Origin of the sequence: Brucella sp. NBRC 12953 (assembly GCF_040369775.1) — a bacterium.
Lineage (GTDB): Bacteria > Pseudomonadota > Alphaproteobacteria > Rhizobiales > Rhizobiaceae > Brucella > Brucella pseudogrignonensis.
Window position 1 is genome coordinate 19966 of sequence record NZ_BAABSV010000015.1, and the last position, 22276, is coordinate 42241.

Sequence of the window (22276 nt, forward strand, 5' to 3'; positions counted from 1 at the left end):
CATGGCGAATGCTACAACCGCATCGCTGCCGCGCGTGCTGATCGCGGCGGGCGGCATCTATACCGCGCAAAGCCTTATCGGAGGGCTGACCTTCATGGGCATTCCCGCCATTTTGCGGGCGGAGAACGTAGCGCTCGACAGGATCGGCCTTGTTTCGCTCGCCATGCTGGTCTGGGGTGTGAAATTTCTATGGTCACCATGGACGGAGAGGCTGCGTATTCAGCCCGATGGCAGGCGACGTTCGCGCTTGATCATCATGACCGGAGAAATCGTGGTAGCGCTCTTGCTTATCGGTCTTGGACTTTCTGGAATCACCAGTTTTACAACCGTCCTGGTGCTTTTGGTTTTGATGGCCGTTGCATCGGCGACCGTTGATATTGCCTGTGACGCTTATATCATCGAACAGATAGCGGCGGGGAAGCGGGGTGCCGGAAACGTTGCGCAGGTTGGCGGTGGTTATCTCGGCCTGATTTTCGGTAGTGGTCTTTTCGTCACCGCCAGCGCCCTGTGGGGCTGGTTTGTCGCTTGTGTGTTGCTTGCTCTTATCCTGCTGGTCATGAGTTTGCCGATGGCGCTTACCCCGGAAGCCCGGTGTAAAACCGTGCCGGAAATGGAGCGACCGGGGCTGAGAAACGCACTCCGCCGGTTTGATATTCGTATCGGTCTTTGCATGGCCATTGTTTTCGAGATGGGCGGACGGCTGGCGCAATCGCTGTCGGGACCGTTTTTGATCGATGCGGGGGTACCGCTTTCGCTTTTGGGCGTGCTGAACGGTATTGGCGGGGTTGTCGCCGGTGTTGCGGGCGCGGCCATGGGCGGATTGATCGTCCATCGCAAAGGCGCAAAAGCTGCTGTGCTTGTTGTCGCGATGCTGCATATCGCAACGCTTTGCCTTGTTGCGGCAATCGTCATGGTGCATATGCGGCAACTGCCGGTTCTCGTCGGCGCTTTCATGCTCGAAGCGGCAACTATGGCCGCCGGATTCGTCGCGATTTATTCGCGGTTGATGGATATCGTTTCCGAAAAGCAGCCGGGTGTCGATTTCACTTTGTTTCAAAGCGCCAGTGCTGTGGCTGCCGCTCTTTTCGGCTATGCGGGAGCAATGCTTGCCGCGCGCGCGGGATATTCCGCCAGCTTTGGCATGGCCTTTCTGCTGGCGTTGCTAACGCCATTCATCCTCAGATTTCTGGAACGTCGATTTATGACGGGAGTTTCATCATGACCAGACCGCTCGCTCTTATTATTGGTGCGGGCGTGGCCGGGCTTTCAGCCGCATGGTGGCTTGATAAGGCTGGCTGGCGCTCACTTATTGTGGAACGTGCGCCCAGCCTGCGCGAGAATGGCTATATGCTGGGCCTTTCGGGATTAGGGTTCGAGACGGCGGGGCGCATGGGCCTGCACGATAGATTGCAGGCGTCTGCGTATACGATTGACGAGAATGTCTACAAGGACAGCAGAGGCAAGGAATTGCTGCGGCTGCGTTATCGCGATTTCATTCGCGATCTGCCTTTTCTCGCCATTCGTCGCAATGATCTCGTTCGCGCGCTGAGCGAGGTGCTGCCCGATACCGCAACAATCCGTTTCGGAGAAAGCGTTGTGGAGATTGAAAACAGTGATGAAGGCGTGATCGCGGGGCTGGCAAGCGGTGACAAAATCAAAGCCGATCTTCTGATCGGCGCGGATGGTTTCCGCTCTTCGATGCGCCAGAAAATCTTTGGGCCGGATAATGCCTGTCTTGCGCCGCTCGGCTATTATTTTGCGGTCTATGATGTCGACGCTCCGCGCAGTTTTGACAGTGATTTCCTCTCTTACGCCGAGCCGGGCCATCTGGCGGAATATTATGCGCTGCATGATGGCAGGCTTGCCGCCATGCATGTCTGGCGGGATCAAAGGACAGGACTGGAGCAGTCGGAAGATCGCTTCGGGTTGCTGGCTGAAGTGAGCCGCAAGAGCCACCCTGAAGTGCGCAATCTTTTGCAGAATGCACGTGATAGCGGCGCCTCTTTGCTGATTGACAGCCTGACCATGATCGACCTGCCGCGCTGGTCGAAGGGACGGGTGATGCTTCTGGGCGATGCGGCCCATTGCCTGACGCTGGTCTCGGGGCAGGGGGCGGGCATGGCGCTTGCATCCGCTGAAATCTTGGGGCAGGCCCTACAATCGCACAAGAATGTGGCGGAGGCCTTGGCGCTGCATGAGGCGCGATTGCGCCCGATCATTGGACGGCTTCAGGCGCGCAGCCGAAAAATGGCATCGGTTTTCATTCCTCGCAGTGCATTCGCTTTTCATATGCGTAATTTCGTCATGCGCAACATGCCGCGCGCATGGCTCGGCCGGTATTTTACGAGTTCAATCAAGTCGGAAATTGAATTGGCAAAAACAGGGTTGAACGGATAGCAGACCCGTTTTCAGCCGCTTGGCATGTGTGACATCAATGTGATAAAAGTTGACATCCATTATCAACTAATATGAAGTCAACCCGCGCGAACGTGTTGGGTGCTGATTTTGGGAATCATCGAGTCTGCTCAGACACAGCACTAAACGTCGACGGTCGCGGTGCGTTTCAGTCCAGGCTCGAAGTCGATCACAACACCGCTTCGTCGTTGGCGCACGGCAATTTCGCTGAAAATCGCATGGGCGTCACTGCCGGATTTGGCGTCAGACAGAGGGCGGGGGATGACACGCCGCAGCTGTCTGCGGCCATTCCCGCGCAGGCAGTGGTTGGCGCGGTCCTATCAAACCGGCAATTGAACTCGGGCGCAGTCGCGGCGCATAGCCGCCTCAACACTGGCATGGCGCTAAATTGCGACTGCACGACGGATAGCCAGAGCGGCAACACCCAAAACTCCGGCGCAGCATCTGCCTATGGCAATGCCGCCCTCAATGCCTTTGTCGCAGAGGGTGTGGCCGTGGCAATGGTCAGCAACACGCAGGAAAACCGCGGCCTGGTCTCTGCAACGGCCACCGGTCGCTTCGGTGCATCCATGTCCGAGGGCGTCAGCGGCTCGATGGTCTCGATCTCCGGCAACGGTATGGCTGCGGTCGCAATCGGAAATCAGGCGGTTAATACGTTGACAACCATCGGTGCCAGAGGTGCCGCACCGGTTGATATCCCTCGCTAATTTCTCGGCCCGTCACGGGTGAGCTTGCAATAGCCGTGGTGCCGTGAATGGCGCCGCGGCCTTCTGAGTTTCGAACGGAGTAGGTCGCCAAGCTAATTTTGTGAGACGGTGATCGCTGACGCCATCCAAGGCGCGATCGCTACGAGTTGTGGCATGTAATGCTTCTGGATTGTCCTCTTGCAAAGCGTGGAAAGTTGTTTGGCGAAACTTCCAAACTCTCCCCGTCGGACGACAAGATAAATGTGTCGGGAAAATCCCGCACCAGGCAATTGGAGAACCTGGATCGCTGGGGCGAGAGCGACGCATTTGCGTACGCAGACCGGCGTGAGGATCGACCATCCAATGCCCGACGCGACAAGGCTGATTATAGACTCGATCGTCTCGCAGGAGAATGCGTGCGGCACCTCCAGTCGCATACGCCGAAAATGCTGATCGACCCGCTGAGCTATCCCTGTCGTACTGCCCGAGCGGATGATCGGGAAACGCTGAGCAAAATTGCGGAACTCGATCTCGTCCCCAAACGGCGCTTCGCCGCGTGTAGCAACGACCACGAATTGCTCCGTGAAGAGCTCGAATCTTTCGAAGCCATCAACATCGTCGAAGGGATCTGCGGAAATGACGGCGTCGAGCTCGCGCTTCAACAGGCGCTGCCGAAGTGGCTCCATAAAACCCGTCGCCACCGAAATAGAGGCCACTCGGTCGCGAAGCGACTTGATAAGAATAGGGACCAGCGGGTCGGAAAGGGAGTCTATCAAGCCAAGGCGCAATTGGGGAATAATCCCGGCATCAACGCTCTGAAGAAGAGCCGGTACGCCCGCAGCCTCAGCAAGAAGGTGGTCGGCAGCGCTGACGAGCTTCTGACCAGCAAGGGTAGGTTTCAACGGCCGCGAGCCACGCTCGAAAAGCGTCACACCAAGGCGCTGCTCAAGGTTGAGAATTTGACGCGAGACTGCCGATTGCGTCATTCCAGTTTGTGTGGCGGCGGTGGTCATGCTGCCGGTTCGACAGACCGTCACGAAGATTTCGAGGGATTGGAGATCAAATCCCAGGCGGCGGATGACCGACGGATCGCTCACGGGCGCTTTCACTGTACCAAAACCTCCATATCATGATTTCAACGCATACAGTTCAGAAATATCGGTCATCGTCAACCTGTCGGCTACGTGAGGTTCTCTAGTTTCTCGAAAGGAGATAAGTGAAACAACCAATTGTTTTCGTTTTGGTTTATGAACGTGTTCATCCGCCATTGGCACCGAGAAAGACCCCAATGCGACCGCTTTTGGCGCTCCTAACCTAAGATGTCCTGAACGCATTATGTTTGCTTAGGGAACGGGTCATTGGTATTCCGTCACCATGGTTTTTGGAGGAATGACCACATGTTCAAAAGACGTTTGTTTGGCATTTTGGCAATAGGCTTGGCCTGCGCGGCTTCTCACGCCGCGCCCACCTTGGCTGAAACAACGCTCGAAAAAATTCAGCGTACAAAAAAGGTAACCGTAGGAACCGAGGCAGCCTATCCGCCTTTTGAATTCATCAAGGACGGCAAGATCGTTGGCTTTGGCAGAGACGTGCTCGACGAGATCGCCAAGCAATGGGGCGTAGAGGTCCAACAATTGGATCTGCCGTTCCAGGGAATCCTGCCCGGACTAATCGCTGGCAAGTTCGATTTCGTAGCAACGTCTGTCGGTATCAATCCAGAACGCGCTAAACGCTACGCCTACACCTTGCCGATTGCTGACAGCACCGCCTACGCAATGAAAAAAACCGGTAACGGAGAGATCAAGACGGTTGAGGATCTGAGGGGCAAGGTTGTGGCAACCCAACTCGCTTCGGCTGTCGATCCGGTCGCAAAGGCACTTGATAAACGGCTGCAGGCCGCCGGCGGCGGATTCGCCGAGCTCAAGTTATTTCCAACTTTCAATGACTCATTCCTGGCCGTTGCCAACGGTACGTCGGACGCTGCACTTGCGGGCCTGCCGGTCTTACAAAACTTGATGAACGAAAGACCCGGCATCTTCGAACTCGTGGGCAAAGCCGCTGTGGTGCCAAGCTATAATGCCTGGGTCGTGCGTCCCGAGGATCAGGATCTTCGCGATGCGATCAATACCGCGCTTCTCAAGCTTAAACAGAGCGGTAAGTTGGCAGAACTTCAGCAAAAATGGCTCGGCATGACCTATGATCTGCCTGAGAAGGACTATCTTCCCGAAGGCGCTCGCTAACGGTTCCTAACGGTCCCCGATCACCGCTCAACGGATGAGGGGGCCGTTTCCGGTTCACACGCTTGAAGCGCCTCTCTGCGTCCCGAAAACGCCAAAGCAATTCAGGCTATCAATCCACCCCGACGTCGGAGGAGACGACGATGGACTTCAGCGCTGGCGCCCTGAGCGGAGCCTTTCCCCAACTTCTGCCCGCCATGGGCATCAACTTGGCCATTGCCGTTGTCGCGATGGTCCTCGCGCTGATCGGTGGGACGGCGTTGACCATCCTACGCACACTGGGCATTGCATCGCTTAACGCAGTGATCGGCGTCATGATAAGTTTTATCCGAGGTACGCCGATCCTTGTGCAAATTTTCTTGTTCTATTACGGCTTGCCAGCTCTCGGACTTGACCTTTCGCCGATCCAGGCCGGTATCCTGGCTATTGCCTTTAACAGCTCGATATTTATCACCGAAATCATGCGTGGCGGATTGTCCGGCATGGATTCCGGTCCGGTCGAAGCGGCGATCGCTCTTGGAATCAAGGGCAAGGTTATCTGGACGAAGGTGATCCTTCCGCAGCTTTATATTCGCATCATGCCGCCGCTGGTCAACGAATTGACCACAATTGTGAAGGGGACAGCTCTGCTGTCCGTGATCACTGTGGTCGAAGTGCTTCGTACCGCGCAGCAAGTCGCGAATGCTTCGTTCAGGCCGCTCGAAACTCTGCTTTCCGCAGCCATCATCTTGTTTGCCGTAAATTTTGTCATCAGCCAGAGCGGCAGATTTCTGGAGACGCGCGTCGCAGCGCGTAGGGGTTAAGCCATGGCCTTTGATTTCAACGTCATTCTCGATAATTGGACGCTCTTTGCACGAGGCGCGTGGCTTACGATTGCCAGTGCGGCCGTAGCCGTAGCGACCGGTTTCTTGATCTCCATCCCGATTGCGCTGATGGCACTGTCCCATCGTCGGGCACTCCGCTGGATCGCTACAGCCTACGTCGAGTGGTTCCGCAACATCCCCTTTATCGTGGTCCTCTACCTGTTCTTTTACGGCTTGCCGTTCGTCAACGTCCGTTTGCCAGAGGCTATAGTCGGCACGATCGCGCTCGCCTTTTTCGCGAGCTCTTACTTCTCCGAAATCATCCGCGGTGCGATCCTTGCCGTTCCGAAAGGGCAGATGGAGGCAGCGCGGGCAATCGGCATGTCGTACTTCCAGGGCATGTGGGAGATCGTCGCCCCGCAAACCGTCCGCCTGTTTCTGCCTCCTTCGACCAACACGAGTATCTCGATGGTCAAAGAAACCTCGGTACTCAGTACTATTACCGTAGGCGAACTAACTTATCAGGGCCTTGTCGTACAGGGAGAGACCTTCGCGCCTTTCGAAGTCTTCCTGGCCACTGCTGCGATCTACTGGATAATCACCGCGATTTTCGCCCACTTCATGCACCGCACGGAAAAAGCATTTGGAGCCGCTCAAGGCGCCAATCAATCGCGAACCAGTCTAGCGGACAAATATCTGTTGATCGGCGCACGGAGGCCAGCATGAGCAAGACTCTCCTCAAGGTGTCCAATCTCGCCAAGAGCTTCGGAAAAGCCACTGCGTTGCGCGACATCAGTTTCGAAGTCACTGCCGGCGAAGTGGTGTGCATCATCGGGCCAAGCGGTTGCGGCAAGAGCACGCTTCTGCGTTGCATCAATCATCTGACATTTCCAGATAGTGGCTTTGTCGAAGTCGCAGGCAACTACATCGGCCGAGAGCTGAAGTCCGATGGTACCGTGCGCATGCAAACCCATGGCGAGATTGACCGCACGCGTCCAAGAATGGGCTTCGTCTTCCAATCGTTCAATCTGTGGCCGCATCTCAGCGTCCTTGAAAACATCGTCAAGGGACCTGTTAAAGTTCAGAAGCGCTCTCGTGAAGAAGCGGAAGAGCAAGCCCTCTCTCTGCTGCAGCGCTTCGGTTTGCGCGACAAAGCCAATATGTTTCCGTCGGAGCTCTCAGGTGGCCAGAAACAACGCGTCGCAATTGCACGCGCGCTGGCAATGGGCCCGGAACTGATGCTTTTTGACGAACCGACTTCTGCACTCGATCCTGAGATCGTCAAGGAGGTCTTGGTGTTTCTCCGGGAGTTGGCCGAGTCCGGCATGACGATGGTCATTGTGACCCACGAAATCGGATTTGCGCGTCATGTCGCAGACCGAGTGATCTTCCTAGATCGGGGTGTCGTTGCAGAAGCCGGTCCATCCAACATCGTGCTCGTCAATCCAACCAATCCGCGTCTGCGTGAATTCCTCTCGCAGATCACATCCGACCAGCCAATCCCGGACGATGGTTCTTCGTCCCTTGCGAAACCGCATGTTCACTAAAAAGGACACTGAAATGACCAAGCAGCTTACCTCAGCACCGAAGCATGGCCACACGAGCATGCTCTATTCCAAGGTGCATACGGATCTTGATTCACTGGATGCTCACATCGCCTTTCTCGGTATCCCTTACGGATCCGCATATACGATCGACGAAGTAACGAACGACCAGACGCGTGCGCCAACGGCCGTTCGGCAGGCGACTGACCGGGCAGTCCGGAACCTTGACCGCTACGACTTTGATATCGGTGGTCCGCTCTATGACGACCGTGCGATTAAGGCAGTGGATTGCGGCGATGTGGTTGGTGATCCGAAGGATCCTGCTGCTCATTCGCGCAATGCGGAAGCCGCCGTCCGAAAGATTCTGGCTGCCGGCGCGCTGCCGCTCATCATCGGTGGAGACCACGGCATCCCGATCCCGGTGCTGCGCGCCTATGAAGACCAGGGGCCGATCACACTGATCCAGATCGATGCCCATCTTGATTGGCGCGACCAGATCAATGGAGTGCATGATGGTCTCTCGAGCCCGATCCGCCGTGCCTCCGAAATGGCGCATGTGAAAGACATCTTCCAGATCGGTATCCGTGCCCAGGGCACTGCCCGCCCTGAAGAATATGAGGCTGCCAAGGCCTATGGTTCGAACATCATCACGGCTTACGAACTTCACGATGTCGGTATGGACGCCATCCTCGACCGCATTCCGGATGGGGGACGCTACTACATTACGATTGATGCCGATGGCATCGATCCGTCGGTAATGCCCGCTGTCGCTGGCCCAGCACTTGCTGGTGTGACATATGCGCAAACCCGTAAACTTCTGCACGGTCTGGTTAAAAAGGGGCGAGTCGTCGGAATGGACATCGTCGAGATAACGCCGTCCAAGGATGTCAACCAACTGACGGCGATCGCAGCAGGGCGGTTCTTTGTAAATCTGATCGGAGCTGCGGTGCGGGCCGACTATTTCGGTACAAAATCGGAACTCGAAGTAGCCCCCACGACGGCAACAAGACCCGCGCACGTAGCAGCCTGAGAAGCATCATGATTGAACAGACAGACAATCGCTCGCGTACACGGCGCGAGCGGGATTCCCTTGGCGAGCGGGAAATCCCGATCGATGCCTATTTTGGCATCCAGACGCTACGCGCCATCGAAAATTTTTCGCTTTCCGATATCGCGCTCAGCCATTTTCCAACCCTTGTTCGCTCTCTTGCTATGGTCAAGAAGGCTGCGGCCATCTCGAACCATGCTGCAGGACAACTAACCGAGTCCAAATGCACGGCAATCGTTAGGGCATGTAACGACGTCATCGAAGGACGTCTGATTGAGCCGTTCATCGTTGACGTGTTTCAGGGAGGTGCGGGAACATCGAGTAACATGAACGCAAATGAGGTTATCGCCAATCGAGCGCTTGAGCATCTTGGGCGACCAAAGGGGGAATACGAGACACTTCACCCCAACGACGATGTGAACATGTCCCAGTCCACGAACGATGTCTATCCGACAGCGATAAGACTGGCGCTCCTGCTTAGCCGCGCAGACCTTCAGGCAGCTCTCGCCACCCTAATCGCAGCTTTCGAGGCAAAAGGGCGGGAGTTTTCCAATGTGGTGAAGATTGGCCGCACGCAATTGCAAGATGCCGTTCCGATCACGCTGGGGCAGGAGTTTGAAGCTTTCGCTGCAACACTCCGGGAAGACACAGCGCGGCTCGAGGAAGTCGCTTCCTTCTTTCAGGAGGTGAACCTCGGTGGCACGGCCGTCGGCACGCGCATCAACGCGTCGAATGCCTATGCCAAACGTGCAATTGAAGAACTGTCAACGATATCGGGCCACGAGTTAAAGGCTGCAAGCAACCTTCTCGAAGCCAGCTGGGACACCGGCGCCTTCGTGACTTTCTCCGGTATCCTGCGGCGCATCGCAGTGAAGCTTTCCAAGATCTGCAATGACCTTCGATTGCTGTCCAGCGGGCCAAGAAGCGGATTGGGTGAAATACGACTACCACCGGTGCAACCTGGTTCGTCAATCATGCCCGGTAAGGTTAATCCGGTTATCCCGGAATCCGTGAACCAGGTCTGCTATCAGGTGGTCGGCAACGACTTGGCGGTCACCATGGCGGCCGAAGGAGGACAGCTGCAGCTCAACGCATTCGAGCCGCTGATCGTCTACAATCTTCTGACCTCGATGCGGCTACTCGGACGAGCAATGACCAATCTTGCCGATCGATGCGTCTGCGGTATTGAGGCCGATCTTGACCGGTGCCGCGACGGTGCGCTCGGCAGCATCTCACTTGCTACGGCACTCGTGCCGGTCGTCGGCTACACCAAGGCTGCGGATATCGCCAAGCAAGCGCTCGCCTCAAGACGAAGCGTCCTGGAAGTTGCTCTGTCGCTCGGATTGGGTGTCGACGCACTTGAGGTCCTATTAGATCCCTTGGGTATGGCAATCCCTCAAGCAATGCAAAATGAGGAGCTTAAGAATGCTCATGCCGGCTAAATCTACTGACGCTGCGGTCGTCATGCGGTCCGTCAGCAAGTGGTACGGGCATTTCCAAGTGCTCAAGGATATCGATTTCGACGTGGCGAGGGGCGAACGGGTGGTGATCTGCGGGCCGTCCGGGTCGGGTAAGTCGACCCTCATCCGTTGTCTTAACCGCCTGGAGTCCTTTCAAAGCGGGAATATCGCCGTTGACGGGATCGCGCTGACAGAAGATGCGAAATCCGTGGAGGAGGTGCGACGCGAAGTCGGAATGGTGTTCCAGCACTTTAATCTTTTCCCTCATCTGACGCTTCTTGAAAACTGTACGCTCGCACCGATGTCGGTGCGTGGAATGAGCCGGAAGGCGGCAACGGAAATCGCTATGACCTACCTTTCTCGGGTTCGAATTTCCGACCACGCCAACAAATATCCTTCCCAAATCTCGGGAGGGCAGCAACAACGTGCCGCGATTGCTCGCTCGCTTTGCATGAACCCAAAGATCATGCTCTTTGACGAGCCGACATCTGCGCTCGATCCAGAGATGGTGACGGAAGTTCTGGACACGATGGTCGGCTTGGCTCAAGACGGCATGACGATGATTTGCGTTACCCATGAAATGGGCTTTGCACGCCGCGTTGCAGACCGCGTCATTTTTATGGATCGAGGACAAATCGTCGAATGCGCTGAACCGGGTGCATTCTTCGATGATCCACAGCATGATCGAACACGGCTGTTTCTACGACAAATCCTCCACTAGGCGCGGCTTGATAAAGACGAGGCAGTCGAGCAAACGCAAAGCACCTTGGAGCGACCGATGGGCGCAGGAAATGCCGCCAGAAAAACGATCCTGCTGATGTCGACGGGGGGCACGATTGCCTCCCGCTATGACCCCGTCGCTAAGGCACTGATAAGCGTTGCTGGCGGTGATGAGCTTTTGGCGGCGATGGGGTCGCTCGCACCGGACGTCAACATCATCCATGAGGCATTCAGCAATGTTGGGAGCAATCGGATCAATCTCGAAATGCAGCTGCGGTTGGCGCGCCGCGTTGACGAACTGCTTGATAATGAGGCGATCCACGGTTGCGTCATCACGCACGGGACCGACACCCTTGAAGAGGGAGCGTTCCTGTCGCGCCTCGCTCTCATCACCCAAAAGCCGGTCATTTTCACAGGCTCACAGCGTGGTGCTGATGAACCCGACGCCGATGGGCCACGCAATCTTGCCGATGCCATCGCTGTTGCAGCATCAAACGATGCCGCCGGCCTTGGTCCGCTTGTCGTTTTCTCAGGTAAAATACTGTCGGCCCTCGATGCGACCAAAACTCACACCCTCGCTGTCGAGGCGTTTGGAGCGCGAAGTTGCGGACCGGTGGGCGAAGTCGATCGTGGCAAGGTACTGATCACACGTCGGCCATGGGGCTATCCGACAATCAAGGTCAAAACTCTAGAAACGAAGGTCGATCTCATCACTCTTACTCTGGGGTGTGATGACCGACTTTTCGAAGCAGCTGTTAATTCCGGGGCGCGAGGCATCGTCCTTCAAGGTTTCGGCAGCGGAAATGCCACGCCGGAGATCGTCTCTGCGGTTGACCGAGCAACCGGGAATGGCGTCGTTACCGTGGTTACGTCTCGCTGTTTTGACGGACGTGTGCTCCCGCTCTACGGTGACGGGGGAGGGCGAGATCTGCAGGATGCCGGGGCTATTTTCGCTGGCCGTCTGCAGGGCCCGAAAGCCCGCATCCTCTTATGCGCGGCCCTCGCCAACATCCCGATCTGCGATATTGCTGATGTCTTCGAACAATTCGGCAGATAGTTGCCTTCACCGTAGTTGGTGTTCCGCTACCACGTTGGCCAAGCTTTCCATGCGACTCTACTGTCGTCTGGAGCCCAATGCGCTCGTTTGCATCGGCTTATAGCACACGATCCATATCGACGGATTACTCTGCGACAACTCCAGGAAATTATTAGACAACCTGCGGTTAATCCGTCATGAAAATGCGGGTGCTTAAGGGGGAAAGAATTGTACGTACCGCCATGGACGATTTTCGCGGGTCTCGGGGCGCTTGATCGCCGCGAACTGTGCAATCTCATCGCAAGCTTCGAGGCCACAACGCTGTTGTCCATGTCTATGGACCGCGTTAGCGATATGTTGTCCCGCTTTCAGAAGAATGCCGAGTCGTCAGATGCCACGGCTTTCGCCCGCCGTCTGAGACTCGCCGCCGACGAACTGTTTGCGTCCGATACGTCAGACCGCGCGCTGAGGATTCGCCTCTGGGTCAGGATCGCTGAGGCCCTCGACCTCGATACCATCCTTCCGTTGTCGTCGAGAAGGGCCAACTTGGTTGGCGCGGCTGTGGCATACAAGGCATCGTCGGTGATGTCCGTGCCTGTCGCCGACGACCGCGAGAATGCGCCGCAGACGGGCATCCAGAAAGCCTTGCAGGCAGTGAAGACTCTACGCGGTCGTTCCCACCAGGATTTCGCTTCCCTGGTCGCCGAGCAGGCGCAGCTCGTCGCAAAGGCGGTGGCCGAGGCGGCAACATCCGGTGAGATTCCGGAAGAACTGGCGAGCGCACTCGGCCAGCGCGTCCGTGACCATATTCGAAGCCTGCCACCCGAACTGCGGGATGACTCCATGCGCGATGCCCTGACCGCAGGAGATCGGGCGGCATTTACCGTTCTCGCGACGGGGACCGCAGCATTCTCCATCGGCATGGGCGTGAATCTGGCCGGGTTCAGCGCCTACATCCTCGCTGCGCAGGCTTCGGCGTTTATCCCTTTCATGAGCGGACCAGCCGTCGTATCGACGCTCTTCATGCTAGCGAACCCGCTATTCAGTATCCCGGCTGTCCTCGGTATCGGGTACCTGGCAAACAACTACGTGAACGGCGGGCAGGCTGCCAAGCTCGCCGCTATCGTTTCGGTCCAGTTATCCCTTCGTGGGCTGTCGGCAGAACGGGACGGCTTGGCGGTCATACTGAACAATTTCCGAACCGCGGCCAGAGCCGACCTGGCTTCGCTGTCCACGTCGATCATGGCAGAAAACATGCTTCGCAACGCGGCCGTCGCAAAGGCGACGGGCGGGCGTTTGCCAGATGCATTCGGCGATTTGAAGACTGGAGGGCTCGCCTCAGAGCGGCAAAGCGACCTGCTTACGGGCGTACTACAGAAGAAACGTGGCGATGCGCTTGAAATGGTCGCTGTAACGGCTCTGTCGGCGGGTGACATGGTCTACAACGTGGTATCCATCGATCCGATGGTTCTCGCCGCAGCCGATTTCTCGCGCTCGGAAGACCTGGGAGACATCTTCAAGTTCGGTGTGTTTGCCGAGCGCGTCCGATCGATGAGCGATGCCGCTGCGGCGGGAGCAGGCAATAACCTACGCGGTTATGTCTCCGAACAGCTAGTGGCGGCACGCCTTTCGGAAGTCGGCCACATGGTCAGTTTTCCGGAGACCTCGAACAATGCGGGTTTTGATCTCCTCGTAGACGGTGTCCCGTTTCAGGTGAAATGTCTGCAGGGCCTCGAAGGCCTGCGAACGCATTTCGCCAAGTATCCCGACATGCCTGTGTACGCCAATGCCGAATTGGCAGAGGCCGTTATCAGCAGCGGAGAGGAATGGGCGAAACTCGTCTTCTATGTCGATGGATTTGATCGCGAGATCGCCGACCTCGTCATGACAACCTCACTCGAAGCCGCCGAAGCGTTGGGCGACCTGAACGTGCCGTTCTTCGCCATGGCGGTTTCCTCGGCGCGAAACCTCCACAGTGTCTGGCGCGGCCGCACGCCCCTGTCGGACCTGCCATTTTCCGTCGTGATGGATGCCAGCGTCAAAGGAGGACTTTCGGCCATTGGCGCGCTGTCGGGCAAGGCAATCGGCCTGATGGCTTTCGGCCCGGCTGGAGCGCTGGTCCTGAGTGGTGTCGGTGGTGTCAGCGCACTGGTCGGCGCGGGCTGGACGAGAGAGCAGGCAACGCGATTGCTGTCCTCCGACTGGTTTGCCGACCTCGACGCGTCCACCGAGCGGTTCCGTATCGCGCTTTTGGCGGTCGTACAGGCCAAGATCGCGATGCTGGCAGCGAAGAAATCTGCCGTTCCCGGCACGATTCCCGAGATCAACGACTGGATAGACGCGCGCTTCGCGGACGACATACTATCTCTCGGTGAAGTCACGTACGATATCGAGACGGCAATTCCGACGCTCAGTCAGCCAGCCAAGGCACGAGCTTGCCTGGCTGCCATGGATGCGGCCAAGGTTCACCCCCTTGCCGTTGAAGAGGAGTTAGCGAACCTTTTGAATGTGCTTGGGTCCGAGCCATCGAAAGCCGCATCCGCTGGCAGGAAGGTCTCGGACGCATGGTCCGCGTTGAAATCGAAGCTGCCCAGTGCGGGCTAATGGAGGTATTGCATGCAGGCGTTGATCGGGGCGGCAAGTTCTAGGGTTATGTTGTTGATTGCCGCTGCAGTCGCAGCGGGAACATTGTCTATCATTCCCGCGCGGGCGCAGGACGATCACTCGATCTACTACGGATCGCGTGCCGGCATGCACGTAACGACCGTCTCAAAATCCGGGATCGGTACGTCGAAAGCCGTTATCATAATCAAGCATACGCCCAAGGATGCCAAGGCGTACTGCGTTGAATACGAGCAGGACTATTCGATGGCTTGCGTCAAACGGACAATGGCATCGATAAAAGTAGGCGACAGGGTAACGGCGAACTGCAAAAAGGGGACTTGGACCGACGTTTACGGCGAGGGATATGTCTTTGAAGGCAAACCGAGGTCAACTGACCTCATGGCTGACTATGTCGTACGCAGCGTAAAATCGGGCGAGGTACTCGACGGTTCATCGGCTTCTGGCTACCCGACCGCACTGAGCGTCTTCCAGGAACTTTGCCCTGGTGTCGCTGAATGATACGTCCCCTTTCCGTCGTCACAATGCTTGCATGCTTAGGCTTGACGGCTCCGGTAAGCTCCCATGCCGCCGACGTTAAGTTCGAAGGGATTACGAACGGGCAGTTCGGTCCAGAGGCACGCTTCAGGCTCGAGGGCGAAATCCTCGAGGCCGACAGTGCTCGTGTGAAGCAAGCATTGGCGGAAGCCAACATCTCAGTTCAACAAAACCCTTGGCAACGGATTGTCATTTCCCTGAATAGTCCGGGCGGCGATTACCACGAGGGATTAAACTGTCAATCGGAGCGGAATATTCACCCCCTTTACTTATCCAATATTGACCCCCCAATTACGGATTAGCACTTGGACTGCCCGACGCTGGCCGGGGTTGCAAAGGGTAGGCCAAGTGCGGGTGATTAGCTCTTTCGGCTTTAGATCCCATGAGGAGTGAACAGCGGCCGTCGCTCTGGCAGAGTGAGGTTGCATCAAAACACTCGCTCAGGAGGAGCAATTTATGGAACCCGCATCCATTCATCCGACCGCTGTCCGCACTGATCTTGGCGCAATTTTTGTGTCATTGGAACTAAGCCGATCGACTTGGTTGATCACTTCGTTGTCGCCGGGCAGTGGCGAGAAGATGTCGAAGCATGTAGTGACCGGTGGCAATGTGGCAGAGCTGCTGGATCGATTTGAGCAGCTACAGCACAAAGCGCGGTTGAGAACAGGAACGTTGTTCCCTATCGTAACAATCCAAGAGGCAGGATTGGACGGCTTCTGGATACACCGGGTGCTGGAGGCCAATGGTATCGAGAGTCACGTCGTAGACGCAGCTTCGATCGCGACGTCTCGTCGACGTCGGCGTGCCAAGACCGACAAGATTGATGGAGAGGCTCTGACGCGCACATTGCTTGCGTTCAAGCGCGGCGAGCCACGCGTATGTGCGATGGTTAAAGCGCCAGATCCGAAGGACGAAGATCGGCGTCGGATTTGCCGGGAACGCAAAGTTTTGATTGCTGAGCGGGTCAGGCATGTCAATCGCGTTAAGGGGCTACTCTTTGCTCAAGGCGTCAGCGGCTATCAACCGCTCCGTAAAGATCGCCGTCGGCGGCTGGAGGAGCTCCAGACCGGAGATGGGCGTGAGTTACCGAAACACCTGAAGGCTCAAATTAATCGCGAACTCGACCGTCTCGACTTGCTGCTGGAACAGATTGCTGCAGTGGAGAGCGAGCGGAATTCTCTCCTGTCAACGTATGAGCAGCCAGCGGTTGAGGCAACTTCGCCCGCGGCGATGCTGCTGTCCCTGAAGGGGATTGGCGCTGAGTTTGCCGCCGTCCTTTGGACCGAAGCCCTGTCCCGGCGTTTTGATAATAGGCGGCAGATTGCCGCCTATGCCGGTTTGACACCAACCCCATGGATGAGCGGGACCATCGATCACGAACAGGGTGTCTCAAAAGCAGGAAACCCTCGGCTGCGCACCACGATGATTCAATTGTCTTGGTTGTGGCTACGCAATCAGCCAGCATCAGCGCTCAGCCGTTGGTTTGTGGATCGGGTTCAGTCGAATGGTGGACGCTTAAAGAAAGCCGCGATAGTTGCCCTGGCGCGCAAACTCCTTATCGCGCTGTGGAAGTTTGTCACTGCGGGTGTTGTCATCGAGGGGGCTGTCATGAAGACTGCGTGACGACCAAAAAATTACCGAATACACAAATCTTCCAGGACTGATCACTCCTGGCGGATCCAGGTGAGCGAACCGCCTCAAAGTCGGGCTTCAAATGCCGCGCTTTAGATTGGTCCCGTTCTCCTGAGCCTTGCCGCTACGCAAGCGGGATGATGGTGCTGCCGGACAAAACGGCGACCGTATGTGAGTTTGAACCGGTGACGGAAACGTGCCGCGTCAAGCAAGATGGCTCAGACCATGGGTTCGATACAAAATCGAAGGGGACAAGCTATGGAACAATGATTGATCTTGACGACGAAATCCTCATGTGAGCTTTGAGAGCGGTTTTTAAAGCGCCATGAATCGTTGCCTGTCTCTACGATTTCGCAATGGTGCGTTAGGCGATCTAGAAGTGCGGTTGTCATTTTGGCATCACCAAAGACGGTGGGCCATTCGCCGAACGCCAGATTGGTCGTAACGATAATTGAGGTTCGCTCGTAGAGCTTGCTTATAAGGTGGAACAGTGACTGATGCGGCAAACAAACGAGAACAGCAGGGCCCCACGAAGTTCCAGATCGCGTCCGTCACCTCGTCAAGCGCCAGTCCTGTAACTTGGATCGACCGGGCATAGTTTCGCCACTGGCTCTGCTTGCCGGTATCCTCGAAGAGGACACTGGTCAGACCCGGTGGTCGCGAAGAGGGGATCGCGGTTCGTCTGCGCTCAAACGTCGCACTGATCGCGGCATCAAGCTCGTCATCCGGAATGCTGACGACCTGGGGAATTGCCCAGAGGTCGAAGTAGTCCTTCATCCGCCCGTTGATTATGCCGAGCGCCACGATCGCTTGAAGTTTCTCGGCAATTACGACCGCTGGAGGGTAGCTGCGAATGCGTGGGGATTCCATGCCGAGGAGGGAAGGGTAGGAGGTCATCTCGGCTCCCGCAAGAGCATCGCCGAACCCGATGTCGATGGTAACCGGTATTCGTGTACGCTCCAGAAGAGCCACCGTGCGAAGCCGCACACCGTTGTATTCCATCTCCTCGCGGATGACCTCCGCCTGTTAGTCCGTCGACATCGAAGACGAGCCCGTCATCGTATTGAACTGCCATGATGCCTGCGAAGATCGATTTCAGGGTCTCTCCGTCCGCCTGACCGTATCCAAGGAAATCAACGTCGCGGGTTTCGCGGTTGTCTCCGTCCAGCCAGAGCGTGACGAGCATTCCGCCCTTGAGTATGAAGCGATCGGCCTTGTCGGATGCTGACAGCCGAAAGAGCAGTCGCTCGAGGGCATATCGGACCATGACAATTTCGAAAACCCGCCCTTCACGACGGGCAAGGTTGCTGAGCTGCTGCTTTATGGAAGCCGCCCTGTTTCTGATTTCCCTAGCCATTCGAGGTCAGAGCCTCCAGATAGGGTTTCATTTTCCTCCAAGCGCCGTTCACCATGGCGGTCTCGGTTATTGCCGCCGGACTCGCCTTTCGCTGCTGGAGTGTCGCCCGAAGTGCCTCTATCGCGACCGATCGGTCGACTACCTTGCTTCTGAAGACGTCTGCAATCGTCTTGGTCACCGAGAATATGGGGTCCGATACACCGGAAATCCGGTGATGTTCGATGCCGTTGGTCATATAGGTGTCTCGGAATTCAATGATCCTGATAAGTGAATCGGCAGGAGCGACAGCCCAGTCCCTTTGACTTACAGCCACCCATATCTCGCGGGGGATCTGGTCTGTCAGTCCATGAAACGCCAATGCCGATACCAGTGCAACCACACCTCTGGGCGCAAGCTTGGCGGCTTCCGCCAAGGCCTGGGACGAGTCCATGTCACCAAGTACATGCTGATACAGGCCCCGGGATATCCGGACCAGTTCCCCGGATTCCACGGCTCTCGATATCGTCGACGGGGTTATTCCAGCAGCGCGCAATTCGTATGCGCGGGCAATGGGGTGTGAGGCAAGGAAGGTGAGCAGACGCTCCTGCTGAGATGTCTCCGGGGCCATTGTTGGTACATATCCTGGGTAAAATTTCATTTTGTACCAAGGATATGTACCAGATTCTCCTGATTCATAGAGCGTGGCCGCACTAGAGTACTCTCAAAATTTTCCGTTCCTTCCCTGATCCAGCAGGTAACCTCTTCCAGCGTCAGCGCGAGCCAGGGGGAGCGCAGGCCGCATTCCCAGACGGTGCCCACCCGCCAGCCGGATGAGTTCAAGGCATTGCGAACTTCCTGGTCCCGGGCGATGTTGCGTGCGAACTTTGCGGCCCAGAACTCGGGATTCGATGCTGGTGTGGTGCACCAGTGGCAGCCCTCGTGGCGGTGCCAGAAGCAGCCGTGGACAAACACGGCTGCCCGTCTCGACTTGAACACAAGGTCAGGCCGACCGGTTACATCCGGATCGTGGAGACGAAATCGAAGGCCGGCCGCGTGAAGATGACGTCGAAGTGTCAGCTCCGGCTTGGTATTCTTGCCGCGGATGCCAGACTGTTGATTGCCGCTGAGAAGTGACCCGGTTTTTCCACCGAGAATTGACCCGCCTTTTAATTAATGTTCGGGTTTTTATTCACGGTCAAGTTTCGTGTATTCCTTTGCTCGTTTTGGTTCCTGAGCGGAACTGTTTTTGAACCTGAAGCTGTCATTTCCAGTTTCCAGGATGTGGCAGTGATGGGTGAGCCTGTCGAGCAATGCAGTCGTCATTTTGGCATCACCAAACACGCTTGCCCATTCACTGAAGCTAAGATTGGTTGTGATTATGACGCTCGTGCGCTCGTAAAGTTTGCTGAGCAGATGGAATAAAAGAGCGCAACCTGATGCACTGAATGGCAGATATCCGAGCGCATCAAGAATGACGAGATCGGAATAAATGAGCCGGTTGGCGATCTGTCCCGATTTGCCTTGGGCTTTTTCCTGCTCAAGTGCATTCACAAGTTCAACCGTTGAGAAGAACCGGACACGTTTGTGGTGGTATTCAATCGCCTGGACACCAATAGCGGTGGCGATATGAGTTTTACCCGTTCCGGGTCCACCAACCAGAACAATGTTGTTTGCATCATTGAGAAAGTCTTAGCGATGCAGCTGCTGGACCAATGCCTCGTTTATCTCACTGCTTGCGAAGTCAAAGCCGTTCAGATCACGGTAGGCTGGAAAGCGTGCAGTTTTGAGCTGGTAAGCAACTGATCTGACTTCACGCTCCGCCGTTTCCGCCTTAAGCAGCTGTGACAGAACTGGAATAGCTGCCTCGAAAGCTGGCGACCCTTGTTCGGTGAGCTCACCAACTGCTTGTGCCATGCCATGCATCTTCAATTGCCGTAACATGATTACGATTGCACCACTCGCTGGATTATGACGCATGACGAGCCTCCGTCTTTCTCAAGGTGTCGTAGCGTTCGACATTGGCCTTGGGTTCATTGTTAAGGGTCAGTGCCTGCGGCGCATTAATCGGGGGTGGAATGAGAGATTTGCCGTCGACCAAACGGTGAAGCAAATTGAGGATATGGGTTTTTGTCGGCACTCCAGACTTCAGCGCCATGTCGACCGCCAAGAGAACAGCCTGTTCGTCATGTTGTAAGACGAGGGAAAGGATATCGACCATTTCCTTATCGCCGCCCGGCTTCTTCAACAGATGAAGCTGGAGTGTGCGAAACGCTTCAGGCAGCTCCGTGAAAGGAGCGCCATTGCGCAATGCGCCGGGCTTTCGCTGAATGACCGACAAATAGTGCCGCCAATCATAGACGGTTTGACCTGGTGCTTCGTGAGAGCGATTGAAGATGCGTGAATGCTCGCAAATGATCTGCCCTTCAGCAGCGATCACGACACGATCAGGATAGACACGCAGGCTTACAGGGCGATTGGCAAAGGATGCCGGGACACTATAACGCGTACGATCAAAGTGAACGAGGCAGGTCGGTGATACGCGCTTGGTATATTCGACAAAGCCATCAAAAGATCGGGAAACGGGCATAAGGGTCTGGACTTCTTAAGCCCAAAGATCGGCTATGCTGCCGCGCATTTTACCATGCGTTGTGGTTGCCCAGAAAAACTTGCAACGCTCTTCCAACCAGTCGTTCAGTTCATCCAGCGAAGCAAATCGTGGAACGGGTTGAAAGAACCGATGCCGAGAATCCTGAACATTCTTCTCAATCTGTCCCTTCTCCCAACCCGATGCTGGGTTGCAGAAGTCTGGTTCAAACAGATAGTGGCTGGCCATCGCTTGAAAGCGGATATTGACGTCACGCTCTTTGCCTCGCCCGACCTTATCGATGGCTGTACGCATATTGTCATAAATGCCGCGTCGTGGAACACCACCAAGCACTTGGAATGCATGGTTGTGAGCGTCAAACAACATCTCGTGGGACTGTGTGAGATAGGCGCGAACGATAAAGGCCCTGGAATAACTAAGCTTGGTACGGGCGACCTGAAGCTTTGTCCGCTCATTGCCGATAATTGCCCAGTCTTCCGACCAGTCAAATTGAAATGCTTCTCCAGCATCAAAGCTCAAAGGGACAAACGTGCCCCGGCCTGATGTCTGGTTGTGCATATGAAGATCGGCCTTCCACTCGCGGGCAAAGGTGGCAACGCGACTGTATGATCCCTCATAGCCCAGAGCGACAAGGTCAGCGTGCATCTGCTTCACCGCGCGCTTTTGTTTGCGCGGTTTATGATCTTCAGACTTTAACCATGCGGTCAATCGGTCAGAAAATAGGTCGAGTTTGCTTGGCCTGTCCGGAACCTGAAACTTTGGCTCGACGCCATTGAGACGCAAGTACTTGCGAATGGTGTTCCGCGATAAGCCCGTTCGTCGGGCAATCTCGCGGATCGATAGTTCGTCCCGGTAATGCCAGCGTCGGATAACGCTCAATAATGCCATGTCGATCACTCCATAGCCCTCGCTGAAAAACAAACGAGGGAAGGTTCAAACATGGGTCAATTCTAAATGGAAATATCACCCCAAACCGGGTCACTTCTCAGCGGCAATCAACAAGGCGACAGACTACATTCGACCATTCGTCGGTATTGTGTTCCGAAACGATCACCCAGCTCGGTGCGTCGTTAAGGCCTATCGCCCGCTTCACCTTTGCCGGAATTTCAATCCTGACCGTATCGCCCGATGGTGGTGTATGGGTGATCGGGAGCAGGACGACGTAGCGAGGACGCACGGCGTTGTCGCTGGCTGCGACAAGACGGGCCGGGCGATCCTTGCCTTGAACCTGACCGCGCGCCGCTTCATGTGTCCAGAGGTAGTCATAACGCACGACAAGGCCGGGCTTTGGTTCAGGCAATGATATCACGGCGGCTCCTACTTCAGGAGATCATCGAGATGATTATGTTCCGGGTCCATCTCTGCGCGTTCGACGGCGGCATCCCCGTAATCCACCGATGAGGTCAAAAGCGCCGGGAGAGAGTGCAATTATTTGGAAATCGCTACTCGGCTGATTCTCAAGAGGTTTCTCCGCATTTCGATGGATTGGGATAATATTCCTGCGTTTCTTGCCGCTTGACTCTTTTGTTAAGCTGGAACAAAAACAGAACATATGCAAATATGCAAACTGATCTCAGCCTGCTAACACGACCTTG

At 56.0% G+C, this 22276-nt stretch carries 19 protein-coding genes and 4 pseudogenes; 14 read left to right on the forward strand and 9 right to left on the reverse strand.

Annotation, left to right across the window (positions count from 1 at the left end):
* Position 1 precedes the first annotated feature (1 nt).
* The 3 genes from ABWV94_RS22720 (at position 2) to ABWV94_RS22730 (ending at position 3122) form a co-directional block, all read left to right on the forward strand.
* Complete coding sequence (locus tag ABWV94_RS22720) at positions 2-1222, forward strand: MFS transporter (protein WP_353415461.1); 1221 nt, start codon at positions 2-4, stop codon at positions 1220-1222.
* Entirely contained in the window at positions 1219-2397 is a 1179-nt protein-coding gene (locus ABWV94_RS22725; RefSeq protein ID WP_353415462.1) for an FAD-dependent monooxygenase, read from the forward strand. The genes ABWV94_RS22720 and ABWV94_RS22725 overlap by 4 nt, the downstream gene beginning before the upstream one ends.
* A gap of 71 nt (positions 2398-2468) precedes the next feature.
* On the forward strand, positions 2469-3122 hold the full coding sequence (locus ABWV94_RS22730) for a hypothetical protein (RefSeq protein ID WP_353415463.1): 654 nt from the start codon (positions 2469-2471) through the stop codon (positions 3120-3122).
* A gap of 92 nt (positions 3123-3214) precedes the next feature.
* Here ABWV94_RS22730 and ABWV94_RS22735 read toward each other — a convergent pair whose 3' ends face one another.
* Positions 3215-4198 (reverse strand): LysR family transcriptional regulator, encoded by a 984-nt coding sequence (locus ABWV94_RS22735; protein WP_353415464.1) that lies wholly within the window; start codon positions 4196-4198, stop codon positions 3215-3217.
* Between the two features lie 300 nt (positions 4199-4498).
* On the opposite strand from ABWV94_RS22735, the gene ABWV94_RS22740 reads away from it, so the two are divergent.
* The 11 genes from ABWV94_RS22740 (at position 4499) to ABWV94_RS22790 (ending at position 16731) form a co-directional block, all read left to right on the forward strand.
* Positions 4499-5341: a transporter substrate-binding domain-containing protein gene (locus ABWV94_RS22740; protein WP_353415496.1), complete on the forward strand. Its 843-nt coding sequence runs from the start codon at positions 4499-4501 to the stop codon at positions 5339-5341.
* Between the two features lie 140 nt (positions 5342-5481).
* Positions 5482-6141 (forward strand): amino acid ABC transporter permease, encoded by a 660-nt coding sequence (locus tag ABWV94_RS22745; protein ID WP_353415465.1) that lies wholly within the window; start codon positions 5482-5484, stop codon positions 6139-6141.
* Positions 6142-6144: 3 nt separating this feature from the next.
* Positions 6145-6867, forward strand: a complete 723-nt coding sequence (locus tag ABWV94_RS22750) for an amino acid ABC transporter permease (RefSeq protein WP_353415466.1) — start codon at positions 6145-6147, stop codon at positions 6865-6867.
* Complete coding sequence (locus ABWV94_RS22755) at positions 6864-7688, forward strand: amino acid ABC transporter ATP-binding protein (protein ID WP_353415467.1); 825 nt, start codon at positions 6864-6866, stop codon at positions 7686-7688. Before ABWV94_RS22750 ends, ABWV94_RS22755 begins: the two co-directional genes overlap by 4 nt.
* A gap of 13 nt (positions 7689-7701) precedes the next feature.
* A complete protein-coding gene (locus ABWV94_RS22760) occupies positions 7702-8715 on the forward strand; it encodes an agmatinase (RefSeq protein ID WP_353415468.1) in 1014 nt (337 codons plus the stop codon).
* A gap of 8 nt (positions 8716-8723) precedes the next feature.
* Positions 8724-10175, forward strand: a complete 1452-nt coding sequence (locus tag ABWV94_RS22765) for an aspartate ammonia-lyase (protein WP_353415469.1) — start codon at positions 8724-8726, stop codon at positions 10173-10175.
* Positions 10159-10914 carry an amino acid ABC transporter ATP-binding protein gene (locus ABWV94_RS22770; protein ID WP_353415470.1) on the forward strand — a complete coding sequence of 252 codons (756 nt, stop codon included), beginning with the start codon at positions 10159-10161 and terminating at the stop codon, positions 10912-10914. Before ABWV94_RS22765 ends, ABWV94_RS22770 begins: the two co-directional genes overlap by 17 nt.
* Before the next feature lie 57 nt (positions 10915-10971).
* Positions 10972-11970 carry an asparaginase gene (locus ABWV94_RS22775; RefSeq protein WP_353415471.1) on the forward strand — a complete coding sequence of 333 codons (999 nt, stop codon included), beginning with the start codon at positions 10972-10974 and terminating at the stop codon, positions 11968-11970.
* Between the two features lie 207 nt (positions 11971-12177).
* Entirely contained in the window at positions 12178-14553 is a 2376-nt protein-coding gene (locus ABWV94_RS22780; protein WP_353415472.1) for a hypothetical protein, read from the forward strand.
* A 12-nt stretch (positions 14554-14565) separates the two neighbouring features.
* Entirely contained in the window at positions 14566-15072 is a 507-nt protein-coding gene (locus ABWV94_RS22785) for a hypothetical protein (RefSeq protein ID WP_353415473.1), read from the forward strand.
* A 492-nt stretch (positions 15073-15564) separates the two neighbouring features.
* Positions 15565-16731, forward strand: a complete 1167-nt coding sequence (locus tag ABWV94_RS22790) for an IS110 family RNA-guided transposase (protein WP_353415474.1) — start codon at positions 15565-15567, stop codon at positions 16729-16731.
* Between the two features lie 227 nt (positions 16732-16958).
* On the opposite strand, the pseudogene ABWV94_RS22795 reads toward ABWV94_RS22790, so the two are convergent.
* From ABWV94_RS22795 to ABWV94_RS22825, 8 genes and pseudogenes are all read right to left on the reverse strand, one after another.
* Positions 16959-17237 (reverse strand): annotated as a pseudogene (locus ABWV94_RS22795) (ATP-binding protein); the annotation flags it as partial.
* The gene (locus ABWV94_RS23370; protein WP_502905213.1) at positions 17140-17742 is read right to left on the reverse strand and encodes a nucleotidyl transferase AbiEii/AbiGii toxin family protein; all 603 of its coding nucleotides are present in this window, start codon (positions 17740-17742) and stop codon (positions 17140-17142) included. The pseudogene ABWV94_RS22795 and the gene ABWV94_RS23370, both read right to left, overlap by 98 nt.
* A 34-nt stretch (positions 17743-17776) precedes the next feature.
* Positions 17777-18097 (reverse strand): annotated as a pseudogene (locus tag ABWV94_RS23375) (nucleotidyl transferase AbiEii/AbiGii toxin family protein); the annotation flags it as partial.
* The gene (locus ABWV94_RS22805) at positions 18090-18704 is read right to left on the reverse strand and encodes a type IV toxin-antitoxin system AbiEi family antitoxin domain-containing protein (RefSeq protein ID WP_353415475.1); all 615 of its coding nucleotides are present in this window, start codon (positions 18702-18704) and stop codon (positions 18090-18092) included. The gene ABWV94_RS22805 and the pseudogene ABWV94_RS23375, both read right to left, overlap by 8 nt.
* A gap of 26 nt (positions 18705-18730) precedes the next feature.
* Entirely contained in the window at positions 18731-19231 is a 501-nt protein-coding gene (locus tag ABWV94_RS22810) for a very short patch repair endonuclease (protein WP_353415497.1), read from the reverse strand.
* 30 nt (positions 19232-19261) lie between these two features.
* Positions 19262-20053: pseudogene (istB, locus tag ABWV94_RS22815) on the reverse strand (IS21-like element helper ATPase IstB).
* Positions 20043-21569 (reverse strand): annotated as a pseudogene (istA, locus tag ABWV94_RS22820) (IS21 family transposase). The pseudogenes istB and istA overlap by 11 nt, the downstream one beginning before the upstream one ends.
* 97 nt (positions 21570-21666) lie before the next feature.
* Positions 21667-21990, reverse strand: a complete 324-nt coding sequence (locus tag ABWV94_RS22825; RefSeq protein WP_353415476.1) for a hypothetical protein — start codon at positions 21988-21990, stop codon at positions 21667-21669.
* Positions 21991-22276: the final 286 nt, after the last annotated feature.

Bases quoted from the DNA above. Each gene is read 5' to 3' on its own strand.
- ABWV94_RS22730 (WP_353415463.1), top strand. From the start codon at position 2,469: ATGAAGTCAACCCGCGCGAACGTGTTGGGTGCTGATTTTGGGAATCAT.
- ABWV94_RS22785 (WP_353415473.1), top strand. From the start codon at position 14,566: ATGCAGGCGTTGATCGGGGCGGCAAGTTCTAGGGTTATGTTGTTGATT.
- ABWV94_RS22790 (WP_353415474.1), top strand. From the start codon at position 15,565: ATGGAACCCGCATCCATTCATCCGACCGCTGTCCGCACTGATCTTGGC.
- ABWV94_RS22765 (WP_353415469.1), top strand. From the start codon at position 8,724: ATGATTGAACAGACAGACAATCGCTCGCGTACACGGCGCGAGCGGGAT.
- ABWV94_RS22805 (WP_353415475.1), bottom strand. From the start codon at position 18,704: ATGGCCCCGGAGACATCTCAGCAGGAGCGTCTGCTCACCTTCCTTGCC.
- ABWV94_RS22755 (WP_353415467.1), top strand. From the start codon at position 6,864: ATGAGCAAGACTCTCCTCAAGGTGTCCAATCTCGCCAAGAGCTTCGGA.
- ABWV94_RS22760 (WP_353415468.1), top strand. From the start codon at position 7,702: ATGACCAAGCAGCTTACCTCAGCACCGAAGCATGGCCACACGAGCATG.
- ABWV94_RS22725 (WP_353415462.1), top strand. From the start codon at position 1,219: ATGACCAGACCGCTCGCTCTTATTATTGGTGCGGGCGTGGCCGGGCTT.
- ABWV94_RS22750 (WP_353415466.1), top strand. From the start codon at position 6,145: ATGGCCTTTGATTTCAACGTCATTCTCGATAATTGGACGCTCTTTGCA.
- ABWV94_RS22720 (WP_353415461.1), top strand. From the start codon at position 2: ATGGCGAATGCTACAACCGCATCGCTGCCGCGCGTGCTGATCGCGGCG.
- ABWV94_RS23370 (WP_502905213.1), bottom strand. From the start codon at position 17,742: ATGGAATACAACGGTGTGCGGCTTCGCACGGTGGCTCTTCTGGAGCGT.
- ABWV94_RS22775 (WP_353415471.1), top strand. From the start codon at position 10,972: ATGGGCGCAGGAAATGCCGCCAGAAAAACGATCCTGCTGATGTCGACG.
- ABWV94_RS22740 (WP_353415496.1), top strand. From the start codon at position 4,499: ATGTTCAAAAGACGTTTGTTTGGCATTTTGGCAATAGGCTTGGCCTGC.
- ABWV94_RS22770 (WP_353415470.1), top strand. From the start codon at position 10,159: ATGCTCATGCCGGCTAAATCTACTGACGCTGCGGTCGTCATGCGGTCC.
- ABWV94_RS22745 (WP_353415465.1), top strand. From the start codon at position 5,482: ATGGACTTCAGCGCTGGCGCCCTGAGCGGAGCCTTTCCCCAACTTCTG.